Genomic DNA, 19,549 nt, shown 5'->3' with positions numbered 1-19,549 from the left:
GTATCTCTGTTTTTATTGATACTATAATAAAACTAAATTCCCAACATCAACTGAACCTCAATTTTCACTCATAAATTTGTTGATATTCAGTTTACTTTCAGAAGGTCTAATATTTAGATGGAGGTGGTTAAAGTGTTTGATATTCTAGTTGTCGAGGATGATATTAATACCCAAAAACTCATATGTGCTGTTCTAAAGCGCGGTGGATATAACACATATACTGCAAAAGATGGAATTGAAGCACTTAACTTAATGGAGACTCAGCATTTCGATTTAATTGTTTTAGATTTAATGATGCCCCATATGGATGGCTATGAGTTATGTGAGCAATTACGTGATATTGGCGAAAACATTCCTATATTAATGATGACAGCCAGCCAGAAAATAGAAGACAAACATAAGGGTTTTCTTGTTGGAACTGATGATTATATGACGAAACCTTTTGATGAACAAGAAATGCTATTTCGAGTAAAGGCGCTTTTGCGCCGGGCGCAAATTACCAGCGAGCATAGAGTTGTCATAGGCAAAACCACAGCGGATTACAATACGCTTACCGTCTCATGGAAAGATGAACAGGTTATTTTACCAAAAAAAGAATTTGAACTTCTTTTTAAGCTTATGAGCTATCCCAATATGATCTTTACACGCAATCAACTTATGGATGAAATATGGGGATTGGATTCTAAAACCGACGAACATACCTTGAATGTTCATATTAATAGATTGAGAAATAAATTTAGAGACAACCCTGATTTTGAAATTGTGACAATACGTGGCTTGGGGTATAAAATTAGGAGGCTTGCATGAAGAAAATAATGAAGACATTACCTACAAAAATCAGTTTGACTGTTTCCTTAGTAGCCTTGGTATTTCTAGTCATGCTCTTGTCCATTTTATCTGCTGGCTTGATTGCTTTTCTATTATCTAAATTTGGTATCTTAGATTTAGACAGCAACTCAAATTCAATCAGAGCGATTTATATTATGATGTATATCTGCATTTTTCTTGGCGTGGTTATTGCTACATTATTAAGTCAACGTTCTGTTAAACCTATTCGAGAAATGATGAAAGCCACCAATAAGGTGGCTGAAGGTGATTTTTCAGTTAAGGTAAAAGGCAGTTTTGTATTTGAATTAGATGCACTAGCTCTTAGCTTTAACAAGATGGTACAGGAATTAAAAAGCATTGAAATCATCCATAGTGACTTTGTAAGAAACTTCTCTCATGAATTCAAAACGCCCATAGTTTCAATCAAGGGCTTTGCAAAATTGTTACTATCGGGCGATGTCAGCGATGAGGAAAAGCAGGAATACCTAAACATAATCGTGCAGGAATCTGAACGACTTGTTCAACTTTCCACTAATATTCTTAACCTCTCAAAAATAGAAAACACAGAGATTATAGGGCAAAAATCAACCTATAGCTTAGATGAGCAAATCAGACTTGCAATTGTAATGTTAGAGCCGAAGTGGAGCGAGAAAAATCTTAATGTAGAGATTGATCTTGAAGATGGAATTGAAATATTGGGTGATAAAAATCTAATCCAGCAAATTTGGGTAAATCTTCTTGATAATGCTATCAAATACACAGAAAGTGGTGGAATAATAAAAGTTGGCCTATGGCGGAGTGGACAAAAGGTAACCTTTCGGCTTGAGGATAATGGATGTGGCATGAGTGATGAAACCATGCGTCATATGTTTGATAAATTTTATCAAGGAGACGTGTCCCATTCATTGACTGGAAATGGATTAGGTTTGACCATAGCCAAGAGAATTATCGAACTATGTAGTGGCACAATTGAAGTTCAAAGTGAGCTTGGAAAAGGTAGTGTTTTTATTGTAAAATTGCCATTAAATTCAGAAGCAACTTTGCCGCGCCTATGAGAAAAGTAATGCGCTATTGCTCTCGACAGCGCATGCTTTTTTCATAATAAATAATTGCATAATTCGAATAGAATTTGCACTTATCCCACGGCATGATCGCTATTTCCCATAAAAACATCAATTCCTTTTAACCAGGCGATAGGATTACCATTTCACGAAAAAACGACCACAAAATCTCACTACACACTGAAGCAGATTATAATGAGATTTGTAAATTTAAGTCAGCCATTCCTAATCAGCAATGTAATTTTTCTTATTTTGCTTAAACTTAAAGCAAGAATCTTATTGTGAATACCAGAATACTTATTGTGGTCAATTTTTCTTGTATCTAAAGCAATTTCAATAAAAAATATTGTAGGATTGAACTCGGTAAACTATTTCCCAAATATCACAAATTGAGCATTATGTTTGCTAAAGAAAAAGGAAATATATAAAATGGCAAGTGAAGTTTTGAAAACGGATTCTGAAAAAGTACTTAAAGACATGATAGATAAGGCAATAAAAGACGGAGATTTTAGAAATGACCTTCCATCGGAGTTTGTTCATAATATTGTCAGTTATTTGTTAATGCACTATACAGATACATTTCAGCAAGATGAAGATATGACACTTAACAAAATGCTCGAGAATATTGATTACTTCGTTGATTTTTAAAAAATGGTATAGGAAAAAATAAAGATAGGAGATGATAGTATGAAATTTACAACCATAAAGAAATACGATAAACAACTAGGAGGTTTATTTTTTATTCTGACAGTTTTGTTTATCATTTTAGCAATGACAAATAAAAGTTTTTTTGATTGGGCATATGAGAGACATCAAAATCAGCTTAGCTGGTATATAAGACCCATGTTTATTATTCCATTTTGCTATTTCGCATATAAGAGAAGCTGGGCTGGAATTATGGGAACTATGTTTATGGTGTTTACCAGTATGTTTTGGTTCCCTAAGCCTGTTGAGGTTAGCAGTCAAGTGATTGAATTTTTAGAAATGGAAAAACAATATCTTACAGGTGACTGGAGATTACCTAAGGTGATAATAACACTCTTGATACCTGTATCTCTCTCCGCTCTTGCCATAGCATTCTGGAAACGAAGTTTATTTTTTGGAATAGCCGTAATGATTTTTATAGCGTTGGCAAAAATAAGCTGGAGTATTGTTTTTGGGAGTAAATCAGGAACGTCAGTTCTTGTTCCAGCAATGGTTGGACTAGTAATATGTATCATTTTTATCTCTATTGGATTTAAAAAGATGGAGAATAGTAGAAAAAATAACGGATAGTTCGATATATTACACGAGGAATTATATATAGCATTTTTCTAAAGGTTGATCCGATGGGAAAACCCAGTAGCTGTAGCAATGAATTGGATGCCTTTTCGCCTGTGTAATCAGGCATAATGTTAAACTGCCCATCAGTGATACTGATTATTAATTTTGTTCTTTGAGGTGTTTTAAGTAATCTATTCCGTCTCCTCACCCCTACCAAATTCATCCCCAAAAAAACACCCTAGATATGTTCCTACATACACATATCGAGGGCTTAAGTCGAGTAGACAGATTTACTTTCATTTTATAAAGCTCAGTATTCTCAAGGCTTTCCGGGCTTCACTTTCTAGACATTAAACATACTGTCTCCACATGGACAGTCTGCGGAAACATATCTACAGGTTGAACTTCAAGAGTTCTATAGCCTAACTCATCTAGAATTCCTAAATCTCTTGCAAGAGTTCCTGGATCGCAGGATACATATACTATTCTTTCAGGTTTCATTTCTCCTATAGCTTCTAGAAGAGATTTTTCGCAGCCTTTTCTTGGTGGATCTACCACAACTACATCTGCTTTTATTCCTTTGTTAATTAATTGTGGGATAACATCTTCAGATTTTCCTACTATAAACTCTGCATTATTTACATTATTTATCTTAGCATTTTCTTTAGCGTTTTTAATAGCTGCTTCTACTATTTCAACACCATAAACTTTTTTAGCCTTTTGGGATAAAAATAAGGATATAGTTCCAGTGCCACAGTAAGCGTCAAAAACTACCTCTTCTCCTGTTAAACCTGCGTATTCTAAAGCTTTGCTGTATAAAATCTCTGTCTGCACAGGATTAACCTGGAAAAATGATAGAGGAGATATATTGAACTTAAATTTCCCTATATAATCGCTTATATGATCACTACCAAATAAAGTTATGTTTTCTTCACCTAAAATAACATTTGTCTTTTTATTGTTTATGTTTTGAATAATGCTAGTTATCCCTTCTATATTTTCTTTTATCATCTCTACAAACTCTTCTTTATATGGAAGTTCTCTAGTTCTTGTTATCACTACAACCATAACTTCCTTTGTGATAAATCCTCGTCTTATCATTATGTGCCTTACTGTCCCGTGGTCTTTTTGTTCGTCATAAGCTTTAATATTATATTTCTTCATCCATTTCTTTGTTAAGACTACCACCTTTTCTCCTACTTCATCCTGTATATAGCAAGTATCCATATCTATGATATTATGACTTCTTGGTGCATAAAAACCTATCTTAATCTCACCATTTTCCTCTCCAACAGGAAGTTGTACCTTATTTCTATATCTATAAGGCTCTTTCATCCCAATAGTATCATGAAGAATTGCTCCATCATAATCACTTGCTTTTTTTAAATTATGATTATCAATATTTTCTACTGCACTTTCCAATTTGGTTTTGCTGCTGATTTTTATTTTCCCTATTCTCTCTAAAGCATCTTTAACTCTGTTTTTCTTAAATTCTAATTGTCCTTCATAACTTAAGTGCTGAAGGCCGCAGCCTCCGCATTGTTTATATATACTGCATACTGGTTCAATTCTATGTTCTGATTCTTCTAATACCTCAAGAAGCTTACCATAAGCAAAGTTCTTTTTTACCTTAACAACCTTAATTTTAACTTTTTCTCCTAAGATAGCTCCTGGAACAAATATAGTAAAGTTGTCTATTTTAGCTATTCCTTCTCCCTCAGAAGCTAAACCTAAAATTTCTACTTCATAATCCTTGTTTTTTTCAACTGGTACTATTTTCTCCAACTTCTTCTCCCTTTCTTTATCTATTTCTACAAACAAAAAAGCAATGAAATTACATTTATATGTATTATTCTCTACCTTATCAAAGATAATACAACTTGGTATATAATAGGTAAAAATATGGCAGGAAGCAAATTTGCAACTTTAATTTTTGCAGTTCCTAACATATTAAGAGATAATGCAATTATTAAAAGCCCTCCTATTGCCGTCATATTTGTTATAACCCCTTCAATTAATATGTCTTTTAAAAATGAAGCTCCAAGAGTAATTAATCCTTGATACAAAAATACTGATACAGCAGATATCATAACTCCAATTCCAAGAGATGATGAAAAAACTATTGAGGAAATACCATCAAGAACAGATTTAGCAAAGAGAGTTTTATGATTCCCCGAAAGTCCACTTTCAAGAGAACCTATAATTGCCATAGCTCCTATGCAAAATAAAAGACTTGAAGTTACAAATCCTTGTGCTACTTGTCCTCCTTTTCCTTTTAGTTTTACTTCAATATTTTTCCCCAAATTTTCAACTGCCTTATCAATATCTATCTTCTCTCCAAGGCCACCACCTACTACAATAGATATTATAACTACTAAAAATCCATTTGAATCTAACTTTCCCGATACCCCTACAATATTTGAAACACCAATAAACAATACACAAAGGGCCAGACCATCCATTACAGTTTTACTTACCTTTTCACTTAACCCACCTTTTACTAACATTCCGATTATACTTCCTCCGACAACTGCCAGAGAATTAACTATAGTTCCTAACATACCCCACACCCCACATAGCTTTAAATTTTTCTTTAATCATAATATGCTATTATATCGTTTTTTCTTAAGTAAAATCAATTATTATTTATAATATACACAGCATATAATGTTAATAAAAAAAGAGCACCCTGATAAAAGGATGCCAATAATGGAATCAGTTGCCTTTAATATATTGAAATATTTTAACCATTAGTATTCAAATTATACTACAGCAATTTCAATATTTAAAGCACCTAATTTATATTATACGTATATTTTCTATAAAATATACACTTTACTAAAAATTTTGATATCTATTTCATTAAACTATATTTGCTCTTCCGTTGTATACTACTCCTCTTGCAACATCCATTGTGATGAATGTTCCTGTCTTTATTGATTCTGTAGCTCCACCAGCATTAACAATTAGAGGAACTCCTCTTGATAGGCATTCAATAGCCATATGAGAAGTAAGTCCTCCTTCTTCTGCTATGATACCTGCAACTCTATCTAAAACTTCCATATACTCTTTACTTAAAGTTTTAACTATTAGAATATCATCTTTTTCAACTTGCTTTACAGCATCTTTTGGATTCTTTATTACCTTAGCATTACCAAACCCTGGTGCAGATCCTGCTCCTTTTCCTTGTACTAATACATCACCTACCACATGAACTTTTAACATATTAGTAGTTCCTGAATAATGTACAGGTATTCCTGCAGCTACTACAACTAAGTCTCCGTTTTTAACGTATCCTTCTTCTTTTGCTTTGTTTACAGATTCAGTTATCATTTCATCAGTTGATTGGAACTCAGTAGCACTAATTGGGAATACACCCCAGTTAAGAGCTAATCTTCTAGCAACTTTTTCATTTGGAGTAACTGCTATTATAGGAACTTCTGGTCTATATTTTGAAACCATTCTTGCTGTGCTTCCACTTTGAGTAGCTGTAATTATAGCTGAAGCATTTAATTCCATAGCTGTTGTGCAAGTTGCAAGGCTTATAGCATTTGCAATATTTGATAAAGCATTTTCTTTTCTTTTATTTAATGCAGCTTCATAATCAATTTGTGCTTCTGCAGCTCTAGCTATTTTTGCCATCGTATTAGCAGCCTCTATTGGATATTTACCATTTGCAGATTCTCCACTTAACATTACTGCGTCTGTGCCATCAAATATAGCATTAGCTACATCTGATGCTTCTGCTCTTGTTGGTCTTGGATTTCTCATCATAGAATCAAGCATTTGTGTTGCAGTTATAACAGGTTTTCCAGCCTTATTACACTTCTCTATAATCATCTTTTGAACTACTGGCACCATCTCTATAGGAATTTCAACTCCCATATCTCCTCTTGCAACCATTATTCCATCAGAGAATTGAATTATTTCATCTATGTTATCAACACCCTCTTGGTTTTCTATCTTAGAGAATATTTGAATATCATTTCCTCCGTTTTGCTCTAAAACCTTTCTTATAGCTAAAACGTCTGCTGCTTTTCTTATAAATGAAGCAGCAACCAAATCAACACCTTGCTCACATCCGAATATTAAATCTGCTTTATCCTTTTCAGTAAGAGCTGGTAAATTTATTTTAACTCCTGGAACATTGACACCTTTTTTGCTAGAAACTACTCCACTGTTTACAACCTTACATTCTATTCTATTTCCATCTACTTTTTCTACTAAAAGTCCTACTAATCCATCATCTATTAGGATTGAATCTCCTGGCTTAACATCTTTATATAATGTATCATATGTTACAGCACATCTTGTTTCGTCTCCAATTATATCTTCACCGCAGTGTATTGTAAACTTGCTACCTTCTTTTAATTCAACTTTTCCATCAAAATCCTTAGTTCTTATTTCAGGTCCTTTAGTATCTAACATTATTGCTATTGGTTTATTAAGCTTTGTCCTTAATTTTTTTATTAATTCTATTCTTTTACCATGCTCTTCATGATCTCCATGTGAGAAATTAAGTCTTGCAGCATTCATTCCAGCTTTTATTAGCTCTGTTAAAATTTCTTCCTTTTCGCTTGTAGGCCCAATTGTAAATACCATTTTAGTTTTTTGCATAATGTGTTTACTCCCCTTTAATTTTTATAAGTTTATTTTTAGTAAGATAATATTTTAGATATATTATACAATTCATCATCAAACTTTCTTTCCATAGCCAAAGCTTCTTCTATGTCATCATCTACTATTTTATTTCCGCGTATTCCAACAACTCTTGATGATTTTCCTTCTAATAATAATTCTACAGCCTTAGCCCCTAGTCTTGATGCTAAGATTCTATCAAAGGCTGAAGGACTTCCACCTCTTTGAATATGTCCTAAAATAGTTGCTCTTGTTTCAATACCAGTAACTTCTTCAACCTTTTTAGCTAACTTTTCAGCCCCGCCTACTCCTTCAGCTAAAATAACTAGGTTATGCATTTTACCTCTTAACTTTCCTTCTAATATTATTTTGCATAACTCATCTTCATCAAATCCCTTTTCTGGTACTATAACACTTTCAGCTCCTCCTGCAACTCCTGAATAAAGAGCTAAGTCTCCACAATTTCTTCCCATTACTTCAACTATACTAACTCTCTCATGAGAAGAAGATGTATCTCTTAATTTATTTATTGCATCTAAAACTGTATTCATTGCTGTATCAAAACCTATTGTATAATCTGTGTAAGCTAAGTCATTATCTATAGTTCCTGGTATTCCTATAGTTGATATTCCTAATTTTGATAATAATCTAGCACCTTGAAAAGAACCATCCCCACCTATGACTACAAGTCCATCTATTCCAAAGGCTTTTAGTATATTAGCAGCTTTAGCTCTTCCCTGTTCTGTTTTAAACTCTTCACTACGAGCAGTTCTTAAAATTGTCCCGCCTCTATGTATTATATCTGACACACTGTGTCGTCCCATTTCAAAAATTTCCCCATTAATTAAACCACTGTATCCCCTTTGAATCCCCATGACTTTAAGGCCTTTATCTAGGCCAGTTCTTACAACTGATCTTATAGCAGCATTCATTCCTGGTGCGTCTCCACCACTTGTTAAAACAGCAATTGTTCTCATATTCAATACCTCCCAAAATCACCGGGACTTATTTCATCCCATACTACATGTGAACTAACCATTTTAATATCATTTTCAACTAAACATAGTATATCATTTTATTCGCAATTTTGCATTTAAAATTTAAAAAAAAGTTATAAATCTCATTTAATTTATTCCTCTATAATATTTTTGTTTACCTCCGAAATAAATATACTATTTATAAAAAAATATAAAAAAGAAAAAGCTATGTTTTGGGCATAGCTTAAATGAGTTTCACATTCTCTCTACCATATTTCGACTTTAAAAATTCCATTACTTCTTCATTTTCTTTTATCCAATATTCTCTTGATACTAAGTATTTTTTCTTTTCCTCTCTCGTGCATATATATATAGGAATATTTCCAGGATTTGATTTGGATATGGATTTAAAATCATTCATAGCATCTTTAACTTCTCCATTGTTGTTAATCTGTATATATAATTTTTCAGTTGAAACCTTAACGAGCTTTTCAACCGCATCACAAAGTACCTTTGGTTCCTCATCTTCTCTTTTGCTTACTCTGCCTTTTATAAGCACTATTTCATCTTCTTGTATTAAAGCATTAAAGCTAGATAATATCTTAGGAAAAACAATAACTTCTATGGAACTATATAGATCTTCTAGTTGGATAAAAGCCATCATAGTATTATTTTTCGTTATCTTTCTGGACACCTCTGTTATAAGGCCACCTATAATTACTCTCTCTCCATCTTTAACTACGGAATTTTCATTTTCTATCTGCTTTGAGGCTTCATCTAAAATATCTTCTTCTAAGGCTTCTCCACCTAAAATATCTATAGTTCTTGTACTGGTTCGATTTTTTATGAGTTCTTCATAATCTTCTAGTGGATGCCCTGTTAGATAAATCCCTGTCATTTCTTTTTCCATAGAAAGCTTATATTTTTTATCAAACTCATTTATATTAGGATATTTTATTTCTATCTCTTTAAATTCCTCACTAAGACTGCTAAATAAACTCATTTGACCTTCTATATTTTTTCTTCTTTGATTTAATACAGAATCTATAACTTTTTCGTAAACCGCTAAAAGCTGGGAACGATAGACCCCAAAGCAATCAAATGCCCCAGACTTAATTAAACTTTCTACCATCCTCTTGTTTACTTTTCCAAAGTCAACTTTATTGCAAAAGTCTACAAAAGAAGTAAATTCTCCTTTTTCTTCTCTTGCTTTTATTATGCTCTCTATTGGGTTTTCTCCGACATTTTTTATAGCTGCAAGACCAAAGCGTATTTTCCCATCTTGGACAGTAAATTTTCCGAAACTTTTATTTATATCTGGTGGCATTACTTCCATCTGCATATCTTTTGCAGCTCTAACATACACTGCAACCTTATCACTATTACCTCTTACGCTGTTTAACATAGCTGCCATATATTCTATCGGATAGTAATGAACCAAATAAGCTGTATAATAGGCTACTACCGCATAAGCTGCAGCATGTGATTTATTAAATGCATAACTTGCAAAATCCATCATTTGATCAAATATCTTGTTTGCAGTTTCTTCGCTTATTCCGTTTCTTAAACATCCTGGTACCTCTATATTTCCATTTTCATCTACAATTCCATAAATAAAGTTTTTTCTTTCCTCTTCCATAACCTTGTGTTTTTTCTTAGACATAGCACGACGTACAAGATCACTTCTACCCATAGAATATCCTGCTAGCTTTCTAACTATCTCCATAACCTGTTCCTGATAAACCATTACTCCATAAGTAACATTTAATATCTCTTCCAGCTCAGGAGTTTCGTATTGAACTTCATCTGGATTATTCTTATTTCTAATATATCTTGGAATTTCAGCCATAGGGCCAGGTCTATAAAGACTTATTCCAGCTATAATATCCTCTAAGCTCTCTGGTTTAAGTTCCTTCATAAAACTAGTCATTCCAGCAGATTCTAGCTGAAATATACCTACAGTTTTGCCTTTTCCAATCATGTCATATACGTTTTTATCATTAAAGTCTAGTTTATCTAAATCAATTACAGTACCTGTATTTTCTCGTATAAGCTCTATGGCATCCCTAATTACTGTAAGAGTTCTTAATCCGAGGAAATCCATTTTTAACAATCCTAGTTCCTCTAAAGTTCCCATGGTAAATTGAGTTACTATAGCATCTTCGTTTTTAGCTAACGGTACATAATTTACCAAAGGCTGAGATGCTATAACCACACCTGCTGCATGGGTTGAAGTATGCCTTGGCAATCCTTCTAAATCCCGAGCCACATCTATTAAATCCTTGACCCTTTCATCAGTCTCATAAATTTCTTTTAGCTCAGGATTCATTTCTAGTGCTTTATCTATGGTTATTCCAAGAACTGTTGGAATCATTTTTGCAATTCTATCAACTTCAGCATATGAATAGTTCATAGCTCTTCCTACATCTCTAATACAAGCTCTTGGAGCCATTGTTCCGAAGGTAATTATTTGAGATACATTATCTTTACCGTATTTTTCAACTACATAATCAATAACTTCCTGTCTTCTTTCGTAGCAAAAGTCAGAATCTATATCCGGCATAGACACCCTCTCCGGATTTAAAAATCTCTCAAATATCAAGCTATACTTAATTGGGTCAATTTTTGTAATCCCCAAGGTATAAGCTACAAGCGACCCTGCTGCAGATCCTCTACCTGGCCCTGTCATTATTCCTTTTTCTAAACAAAATCTAAAGAAATCCCAAACAATTAGAAAGTAATCCACATATCCCATTTGTTTTATGATCTTAAGTTCGTACTCAAGTCTTTCTTTCAATTCATCTGTTATTTCTGTGTATCTCTCTTCAAGGCCTTTGTAACACAATTTCTTCATGTATTCAAAATGATCTATACCTTCTTCTAATGGGAAGTTAGGTAATTTTGATTCGTGAAACACATAATCAAAGTTACATTCTTCTGCAATCTTAACTGTATTCTCTAAAGCCTCTGGCACATAAGAAAATATTTCATACATTTCTTCTTGAGACCTTAGATAAAACTGCTCTGGTTCATATTTCATTCTATTTTCATCATCTAAAGTCTTACCTGTTTGAATACATAATAAAATATCGTGGGTTCTGGTATCTTCCTTTTTTATATAGTGGACATCATTTGTAGCAACTAAAGGAATATCTAACTCTTTTGATAAGCTTATTAGCATATCATTAACTCTTAGCTGTTCGTCCATACCATGATACTGAAGCTCCAAATAAAATCCATCCTTAAATGTGTCCTTATAAAATAAAGCTGCTTCTCTTGCCTTTTGCATATTACCATTAAGTAAATTACTAGAAACTTCTCCAGCAAGACAAGCACTAAGAGCTATAAGTCCTTCGCTATGCTCTTTTAAATATTCATGATCAACCCTAGGTTTGTAATAAAATCCGTCTATGGCAGCCTTAGAAACTATTTTCATAAGATTTTTATATCCGGTTTCATTCTTCACCAAAAGAACTAAATGGTGAGTTCTATTTTCACTATCATTTCTCTTAATATACATTGATTTTGCAGCTACATAAATTTCACAACCAATTATAGGTTTTATTCCTTCTTCCTTTGCTCTTTTATAAAATTCAACACATCCAAACATAGCCCCATGATCCGTTATGGCTAGGCTTTTCATTCCAAGTTCCTTTGCTCTAGCAATCATCTTTCCTATTTTCCCGGAACCATCAAGAAGACTATATTCAGTATGGGTATGAAGGTGGACAAATTCTTTAATTTCCAATCATTTTTCTCCCTTCCTCAATTATCGCTACTACCTATAATAACCAAACTAGGATAGGTTTAGTACCCGCTATTGATTTTATTCATTTATTTCTTCTAGAACTTCCTTTTCTTCAATAATCTTTTCTTCACTTATTCCTTTGGTTTGAGTGAATTGAAGATTATCAAAGTTTATAAGGTCTATGCTAGAATTTGAATTCTTATTGTAAGTAATCTCAACTGAATCCCCTTCTTTAGTTAAGGGAAGCTCGTTGGACATACTTAAAGAAGTTAGAAATATCTTATCTTGCTTTTCTTTTAAAATTATATAATAGTAAGTTGTATCTTCAATAAAAGATGAAGCAATTCTTAAAACTGTCCCTTTCTCAATTATCTTTTCACCACTTTTTTCTAACCCCTGCCAATCGCCACGATCTTTAAGGTACTTTAAGTAGTTAGACTTAGTTTTACTTAAAGACTCTCCAGTTCCAACTATACTATAATCCTTAACATTAACCATAGCATATAGCTTGATTAACCCTTTCTTATCCTTTAAGGGCATAAAATAAGTGGCTTCATTTTCAACATTAATTAATATAGGGAAGTTAGAAGTATATCCTAAGTTCTGAATCTTTCCTTCTGCCGAAGCCATTGCTGCTGTCTCTTGGCTTCCTGAAATTTTATATAAAGTTGTCTCCTTAGTCCTTGAATCAATCAAAATAAAACCTACTGTGGATTCATCTTCACCCGAAGAAGTTAGCCCTGTGTAATAATAACAGTTACCGTTGTTATAGATCATATTATATCCTTCTGTAGCTTGAAGTTTATCCTTATCTGACGGATTCCACCAGCCGTGAACAAACTTTCCCCAATCGTTTAGCTCTTTGATTGCAAAGTCTGCTGGAATAACTATATCCACCCATTTTGGAATGCTATTCGTGTCATATTCTTTTGTCTCACCAGTCTGCGCATCAACAATAATAACTCCATTAACTTTAGAACCGCTTATTCCAATAGAATTATTATACTCTGTAACTACCCAATAAGGCTTCCCTTCGTCATCTAGTTCAAAGGAAAAATCCGTTAATCCAAACTTTGTGAAGCCTGAAGTATATATCTTCCTGTGAAGGTCATCTCCTAAGAAGGCTTGAGGTTGATATTTAATTTTTATTTTCTTACCATTAACTTCTTGAACTAGTTTTATATCCTGTGGATTTGTCGCACTTATTTGAATATACCCCGGAGTACCCTCTCTGTTGGATAGCCACTTAAATACTCCAGAATGAACTAGAGGTGCTACCCAGTATAGTTGTCCGTTAACATCTATTTCAGTAAATTCTGATAGGCTAACCTGGCTACCCAACGCCACCTGCTCTCCAAGCTTTTTTTCACCAAGGTTCTGAGCAAGCTCTTTATCTACAACAGGAAGCTTAGTTAAATCTATAGGAGACATTTCATAGGAAAAATTCTTCTCCTTTACCTCACCTATCATGTCCCTATATTTGTTAGCATTAAATACACTCAAGCTTGAAAAAACTTGAAATAATAAAATTAATAAAGCAATTATTGGTATCCATATTACTCTCTTAATCTTAAAATCAAAAATAACTAAAATAATCATAATTAAAAATGCAGCCACTTCAATTAATATTAAAGTACTAATAAAGCTTAAAGACAGTACTGGCATGATAATAAATAGTAAAAGCGCTAGAAATATAACTGTTACTATTGTTATAGTAATGCCTATACTCCTTTTATTTAGAGCCCCAGGTTCCGTTTGTGCTGTTGATTTATTCATAATTCCCCCCATAATTTAAAGACTTTATTATAATTAATATAGCATAATATATCACATAAAACTACAGGCACATTATAACTAAAAAAGCCCTGTATTCCAAAGAATACAGGGCTTTTTATTATATTTGTGCTAATGCATTATCAACATCATTAATTAAATCTTCAATTCCTTCAATTCCAACCGAAATTCTTATAAGCTCTGGTGTAACTCCTGCTTGCCTTTGACTTTCTTCATCTAATTGCTGGTGTGTTGTAGATGCTGGGTGAATAACAAGAGACTTAGCATCTCCTACATTAGCAAGATGAGAGAATAGTTCTAAGGAGCTTATGAACCTTTTACCAGCTTCATAGCCACCCTTTACACCAAAGGTAAATATTGATCCTACACCCTTAGGAAGATACTTTTTAGCAAGTTCATTATACTTATTACCTTCAAGTCCTGGATAGTTTACCCACTCTACTTTAGGATGATTGTTTAAGTATTCTGCAAGCTTCTTCGCATTCTCTACATGTCTTTCTACTCTAAGTGATAGTGTTTCAAGCCCTATTATTAATTGCCATGCATTGAATGGAGAAATACAAGCACCTATATCTCTCAATAATGCTGTTCTTAATCTTGTAATATACGCGGCTTCCTTAAAAGTTTCATAATAAGAAAGTCCATTGTAGCTTGCATCTGGTTCCACAAGTTTTGGAAACTTACCATTATTCCAATCAAACTTTCCTGAATCTACAACTATTCCTCCTATTGAAGTACCATGTCCTCCAATATATTTTGTAGCAGAATGAACTACAATATCAGCTCCAAATTCAAAAGGTCTGCAAAGGTATGGAGTAGCAAAAGTATTATCTACAATTAGAGGAATTCCATTTTTATGTGCTAATTCTGCAATAGCTTCAATATCACATATGTTGATTCCTGGATTTCCTATAGTTTCAATATATAGCGCCTTTGTTTTTTCATTTATGGCTTCTTCAAAGTTTGCTATATCATCTGGATTTACAAAATTAACTTTGATTCCAAAAGTAGGTAAAGTATTTTCAAATAAAGAGTGAGTTCCCCCATAAATAGTAGCTGCTGTTACAATTTCATCTCCAGCTCCAGCTATGTTTAAGATAGCATAAGTCACTGCAGCCATACCTGATGCAGTTGCAACCGCTCCAACTCCACCTTCTAATAAAGCAACTCTATTCTCAAAAACAGCTGTTGTTGGATTTGTAATACGAGTATAAATATTCCCACCTTTTTTTAGTCCAAATAAGTCTGCAGCTTCCTGTGCATCCTCAAATACATAAGAAGTAGTTTGATATAGTGGAACTGCTCTTGATTTTGTTACAGCATCTACTTCTTGTCCCCCATGTAATTGAATTGTTTCAAATGATAATTTTTTTGACATTTTATAGCCCCCTTAAAATTAGTATTTTTAGTGGAACTTCCTTCTCTTTTGCAATAAAGAGATAAACTAAAAGGTCTTCCTGTAGATAAGCTACAGAAAGACCTTTGTCTCTCTAGTTTCTTATCTTCCAGATAAAAATATCTGCTGGAATTAGCACCTTTAAACATTACTGTTCAGGTTGCCGGACGTCATAGGGCCAGTCCCTCAGTCACTCTTGATAAGAAGTTCCGTATTTGATTATTTATATAATAATATATTATTATTACTTTGTCAATAGACTTTATAGGATATTTACTCCTAATTTTTCGCATTCCTCAATAAATTCATCTGACCATGCAGAAGCTTGAACCTCTCCTATGTGAGCCTTTCTTAAGAAGAACATGCATATTCTTGATTGACCTATTCCACCACCTATTGTAAATGGAAGTTTTCCTTCCACTAGCATTTTATGAAATTCATAATCCAACCTATGCATACAATTTTCTTTTTCTAATTGATATATTAAAGCATCTTTGTCTACTCTTATTCCCATAGAAGATAATTCCAAAGCACAGTTTAATACTGGATACCAGAATAATATATCTCCATTTAAACTCCAATCATCATAGTCTGGAGCTCTTCCATCATGCTTTTCTCCTGAAGCTAGAGTATCTCCTATCTTCATTAAGAAAACTGCTCCTTTATCCTTTGTTATAGCATTTTCTCTTTCCTTTGGAGTCAAGTTTGGATACATATCTTCTAACTCCTGTGTTGTTATAAAAGTTATCTTGTCTGGTAAAATCTTATCTATCTCTGGATATTTAGAATTAACAAACTCTTCCGTAGCCTTGAATACTTCATATATATCCTCTACTACTGACTTTAGCTTATCTATGTTTCTCTCTTCCTTAGTAATAACCTTCTCCCAGTCCCATTGGTCTACATATAAAGAGTGCAAATTGTCTAAAGTCTCATCTCTTCTTATAGCATTCATATCTGTATATAATCCTTCTCCTGGCATGAATCCGTACCTAGCAAGGGCCATTCTTTTCCACTTAGCAAGAGAATGTACTACCTGAATCTGGTCATCTTTTATATCTAAAGCATCAAAGGAAACAGGTCTTTCAACCCCATTTAAATCATCATTCAATCCTGTTTTAACTTTTACAAATAGTGGTGCCGATACTCTAGTTAGATTAAGTTTATATGCAAGCTCTCTTTCAAAATAATCTTTAAGTTTCTTTATAGCTATTTCTGTTCTTCTTAAATCTAAACTTGAATGGTATCCTTCTGGTATTATAAGATGTTTTGATAATTCCATATTTAAAACCCCCTTATTCAACGCTAGTATTTATTTTACAAAAATTATAGCATTTTAATAATAAAATTTCAATAAATTTTATTATATATTATTAATTTATCATAATATTAGCTATTTTATTAATATATTGTTAAAATAACACTCGTATTTTAGCTTTAAATAATCAATTTTACAAAATTTCTAGTTTAACAAATTTATAATTACTTCTAAATAAAAAAGAATTAGCCCATGCTTAACCAAATTAATAAGTTACGCATGGGTTTCTATACTTTAGTAATTTTCCTGTATTCATTTTTTATCTTAATATTTTTGCCGAAATCATAGATTTAGCAATAAGGTTCTTTTTCTTATACATCTCTATATCTACCTTACAAAAACTTCTTCCCATATCAATTACTCTAGTTGCAATTTCAATTATACTATCCATTTGTACCGGCTTCATAAAATATGTAAATACACTATCTACAGATATGTTTATTCCATTTCTACGCCTTAAAGTCAATATTCCTGCAGCAGACAATAACATGTTCAAAGAACTCCATGAAGCGGTACCTAACTGGTCTAACATTTCTGGTATTATCTTTCCTGAAAAATGTACAGTATCGTCTTCTATCTTATATTGGAAATTTCTAAGTATCAAATCTTCTATAGTTTCTCCTACCTGAGGCTGCCTTGAAACATATTGAAGAGCCTTTATAACATCTTGTCTTCCTACAACTCCTATTAATTTTTTACCATTTACTACAGGACATAATTCTATTCCTTCCCATCCCATTACATGAGCTGTATATGCTACAGTAGTTTTTCCAGTTACTGTTATTGGATTTTTTATCATTATTTTACTTATGGAAATATTATCATTTTCTCCCCTTGGTAAGTCCTTTATAGTAACGATTCCAACTACATTCATATTATCATCTACAACAGGATATCTTTCATGGGTAGTTTCTTCTATTAATCTCTTTAACTCATCAACACTATCAGTAGCCTTGAGATATTCTGGTTTTGTTTCCATTATGTCTTCAACAAGTATGATATCCTTCTTTATCAAACTTTCCGATAAGGCTCTATCAATCATAGCAGCCACTGTAAAGGTATCATAGCTTGTAGATATTATAGGAAGACATTTTTCATCCCCAAGTTTTTTAATTCTGTCGCTACATTCAAATCCACCTGTTATTAAAACAGAGCACTCATTTTCCAAAGCAACCTTCTGTATATCTTCCCTATTGCCAACTATAACTAAACATCCTGGGGCCATATACTTTTTTGCGTCGTTAACCTTCATAGCCCCTATAACGAACTTATTTAATTTTTTATGTATACCATCCCTACCACCTAAAACAGTTCCTTCAATTATATTTACTACTTCTGCATAACTTAGGGATTCTATACTCTTTTTCTCAACCTTTTCAATTCTAATAGTTCCAACTCTAGGTATAGTAGAAACAATTCCAATATTTTCTGCATCTTTTATAGCTCTATAAGCAGTTCCATCACTAACTCCTAATTCTGTAGCTATGCTCCTAACAGAAATTTTTGTACCAACCTGAAGTGATGCTATATGATTTATTATGTCTTCATGTTTAGACATTTACTAAACCTACCTTCCTTCTTTTTTTAACTCATCTGCTATTTTTTCAATTCTTCTAAGCCTGTGATTTATACCAGACTTCCCTACAGGAGGATCTAGCATTTGTCCAAGTTCCTTTAAGGATTCATTAGGATAATTCAATCTAAGTTCTGCAACCTCCCTTAAATTTTTAGGAAGTCTTTTTAATCCTATTTCTTTTTCTATGAGCCTTATACTTTCAATTTGTCTTACAGCTGCATTAACAGTTTTACTTAAATTTGCAGTTTCACAATTAACCAATCTATTTACATTGTTTCTCATTTCCTTCATTATTCTTACATTTTCAAGTTCTAAAAGGGACTCATGAGCTCCTATTACATTCAGCAAATCTACAATCTGCTCTCCTTCTTTTAAGTAGATTACAAAACTGCTTTTTCTTTGAATAACCTTTGAGCTTAATCCATATGTATTTATGAGCTTGCTAAGCTCATTTGCATAGTCCTCATGATGTGTTACAAACTCTAAATGATAAGTTTTTTCTGGATTACTAATGCTTCCTCCTCCTAAAAATGCTCCTCTTATAAATACCCTTTTGCATATATCTGATTTAACGATTCTGTCAGGAATACTGTAATCTAAAGAGAGTAAATCTTTTTCTTCCTTTAAAACTCCTACTTCTTTTAAAAGTTCTTTTACTCCCATATCATGTTCTATAATAACTAAATATATATTATTCTTCTTTAAGGAATTGCTTTTTTTTACAAATATTTTTGTATGAATATTAAAATGCTCCTTTAAAAGCTTAAATGCTAATCTTGCAATTGCAGGGTTTTCTGTTGTTATTCTAAAGTTCATCTTCATATCTCCACTAAACCCTAAGGTTCCACTCACCTTCATAAGTCCAGATAACTCTGCAACTGCTTCTTCTCTAGTCAAATCTGTATATCTGCATATCTCATTTTTAACTTTTGAGGAAAATGACATACCTC

At 32.9% G+C, this 19,549-nt stretch carries 14 protein-coding genes and 1 riboswitch; of the genes, 4 read left to right on the top strand and 10 right to left on the bottom strand.

Annotated features, from left to right (window positions below; translation table 11 throughout):
- Positions 1–132 precede the first annotated feature (132 nt).
- The 4 genes from CPAL_RS13105 (at position 133) to CPAL_RS13090 (ending at position 3,164) form a co-directional block, all read left to right on the top strand.
- Complete coding sequence (locus CPAL_RS13105; protein WP_106024800.1) at positions 133–807, top strand: response regulator transcription factor; 675 nt, start codon at positions 133–135, stop codon at positions 805–807.
- Positions 804–1,883: a HAMP domain-containing sensor histidine kinase gene (locus CPAL_RS13100; protein WP_106024799.1), complete on the top strand. Its 1,080-nt coding sequence runs from the start codon at positions 804–806 to the stop codon at positions 1,881–1,883. Before CPAL_RS13105 ends, CPAL_RS13100 begins: the two co-directional genes overlap by 4 nt.
- 435 nt (positions 1,884–2,318) lie before the next feature.
- Positions 2,319–2,537: a hypothetical protein gene (locus CPAL_RS13095; protein ID WP_106024798.1), complete on the top strand. Its 219-nt coding sequence runs from the start codon at positions 2,319–2,321 to the stop codon at positions 2,535–2,537.
- A gap of 39 nt (positions 2,538–2,576) precedes the next feature.
- The gene (locus CPAL_RS13090) at positions 2,577–3,164 is read left to right on the top strand and encodes a hypothetical protein (RefSeq protein ID WP_106024797.1); all 588 of its coding nucleotides are present in this window, start codon (positions 2,577–2,579) and stop codon (positions 3,162–3,164) included.
- Between the two features lie 324 nt (positions 3,165–3,488).
- Here the strand turns inward: CPAL_RS13090 and rlmD are convergent, their stop codons facing one another.
- The 10 genes from rlmD to whiA all read right to left on the bottom strand — a co-directional run bounded on the left by rlmD (position 3,489) and on the right by whiA (position 19,544).
- The gene (gene rlmD, locus CPAL_RS13085) at positions 3,489–4,937 is read right to left on the bottom strand and encodes a 23S rRNA (uracil(1939)-C(5))-methyltransferase RlmD (protein ID WP_106024796.1); all 1,449 of its coding nucleotides are present in this window, start codon (positions 4,935–4,937) and stop codon (positions 3,489–3,491) included.
- A gap of 71 nt (positions 4,938–5,008) precedes the next feature.
- Positions 5,009–5,713: a DUF554 domain-containing protein gene (locus CPAL_RS13080; RefSeq protein WP_061858808.1), complete on the bottom strand. Its 705-nt coding sequence runs from the start codon at positions 5,711–5,713 to the stop codon at positions 5,009–5,011.
- A gap of 301 nt (positions 5,714–6,014) precedes the next feature.
- Entirely contained in the window at positions 6,015–7,769 is a 1,755-nt protein-coding gene (gene pyk / locus CPAL_RS13075) for a pyruvate kinase (RefSeq protein WP_106024795.1), read from the bottom strand.
- A gap of 38 nt (positions 7,770–7,807) precedes the next feature.
- Positions 7,808–8,767: a 6-phosphofructokinase gene (gene pfkA / locus CPAL_RS13070; RefSeq protein WP_106024794.1), complete on the bottom strand. Its 960-nt coding sequence runs from the start codon at positions 8,765–8,767 to the stop codon at positions 7,808–7,810.
- 244 nt (positions 8,768–9,011) lie between these two features.
- On the bottom strand, positions 9,012–12,515 hold the full coding sequence (locus tag CPAL_RS13065) for a DNA polymerase III subunit alpha (protein WP_106024793.1): 3,504 nt from the start codon (positions 12,513–12,515) through the stop codon (positions 9,012–9,014).
- A gap of 78 nt (positions 12,516–12,593) precedes the next feature.
- Positions 12,594–14,291, bottom strand: a complete 1,698-nt coding sequence (locus tag CPAL_RS13060) for a cell shape-determining protein (RefSeq protein WP_106024792.1) — start codon at positions 14,289–14,291, stop codon at positions 12,594–12,596.
- Positions 14,292–14,409: 118 nt separating this feature from the next.
- Positions 14,410–15,687 (bottom strand): O-acetylhomoserine aminocarboxypropyltransferase/cysteine synthase family protein, encoded by a 1,278-nt coding sequence (locus CPAL_RS13055; RefSeq protein WP_106024791.1) that lies wholly within the window; start codon positions 15,685–15,687, stop codon positions 14,410–14,412.
- Positions 15,688–15,804: 117 nt separating this feature from the next.
- A riboswitch (SAM riboswitch) is annotated at positions 15,805–15,911 on the bottom strand.
- A 56-nt stretch (positions 15,912–15,967) separates the two neighbouring features.
- On the bottom strand, positions 15,968–16,987 hold the full coding sequence (asnA, locus tag CPAL_RS13050) for an aspartate--ammonia ligase (protein WP_106024790.1): 1,020 nt from the start codon (positions 16,985–16,987) through the stop codon (positions 15,968–15,970).
- A gap of 295 nt (positions 16,988–17,282) precedes the next feature.
- Positions 17,283–18,581 (bottom strand): DRTGG domain-containing protein, encoded by a 1,299-nt coding sequence (locus CPAL_RS13045; RefSeq protein ID WP_061858804.1) that lies wholly within the window; start codon positions 18,579–18,581, stop codon positions 17,283–17,285.
- Positions 18,582–18,590: 9 nt separating this feature from the next.
- Entirely contained in the window at positions 18,591–19,544 is a 954-nt protein-coding gene (whiA, locus tag CPAL_RS13040) for a DNA-binding protein WhiA (protein ID WP_061858803.1), read from the bottom strand.
- Positions 19,545–19,549: the final 5 nt, after the last annotated feature.

The sequence above is a fragment of the Clostridium thermopalmarium DSM 5974 genome (genome assembly GCF_002995795.1).
GTDB classification, from domain to species: Bacteria; Bacillota; Clostridia; order Clostridiales; family Clostridiaceae; genus Clostridium_H; species Clostridium_H thermopalmarium.
The sequence above is the reverse complement of the archived record's forward strand: the minus strand, read 5'-3'. Positions and strand labels throughout refer to the sequence as shown.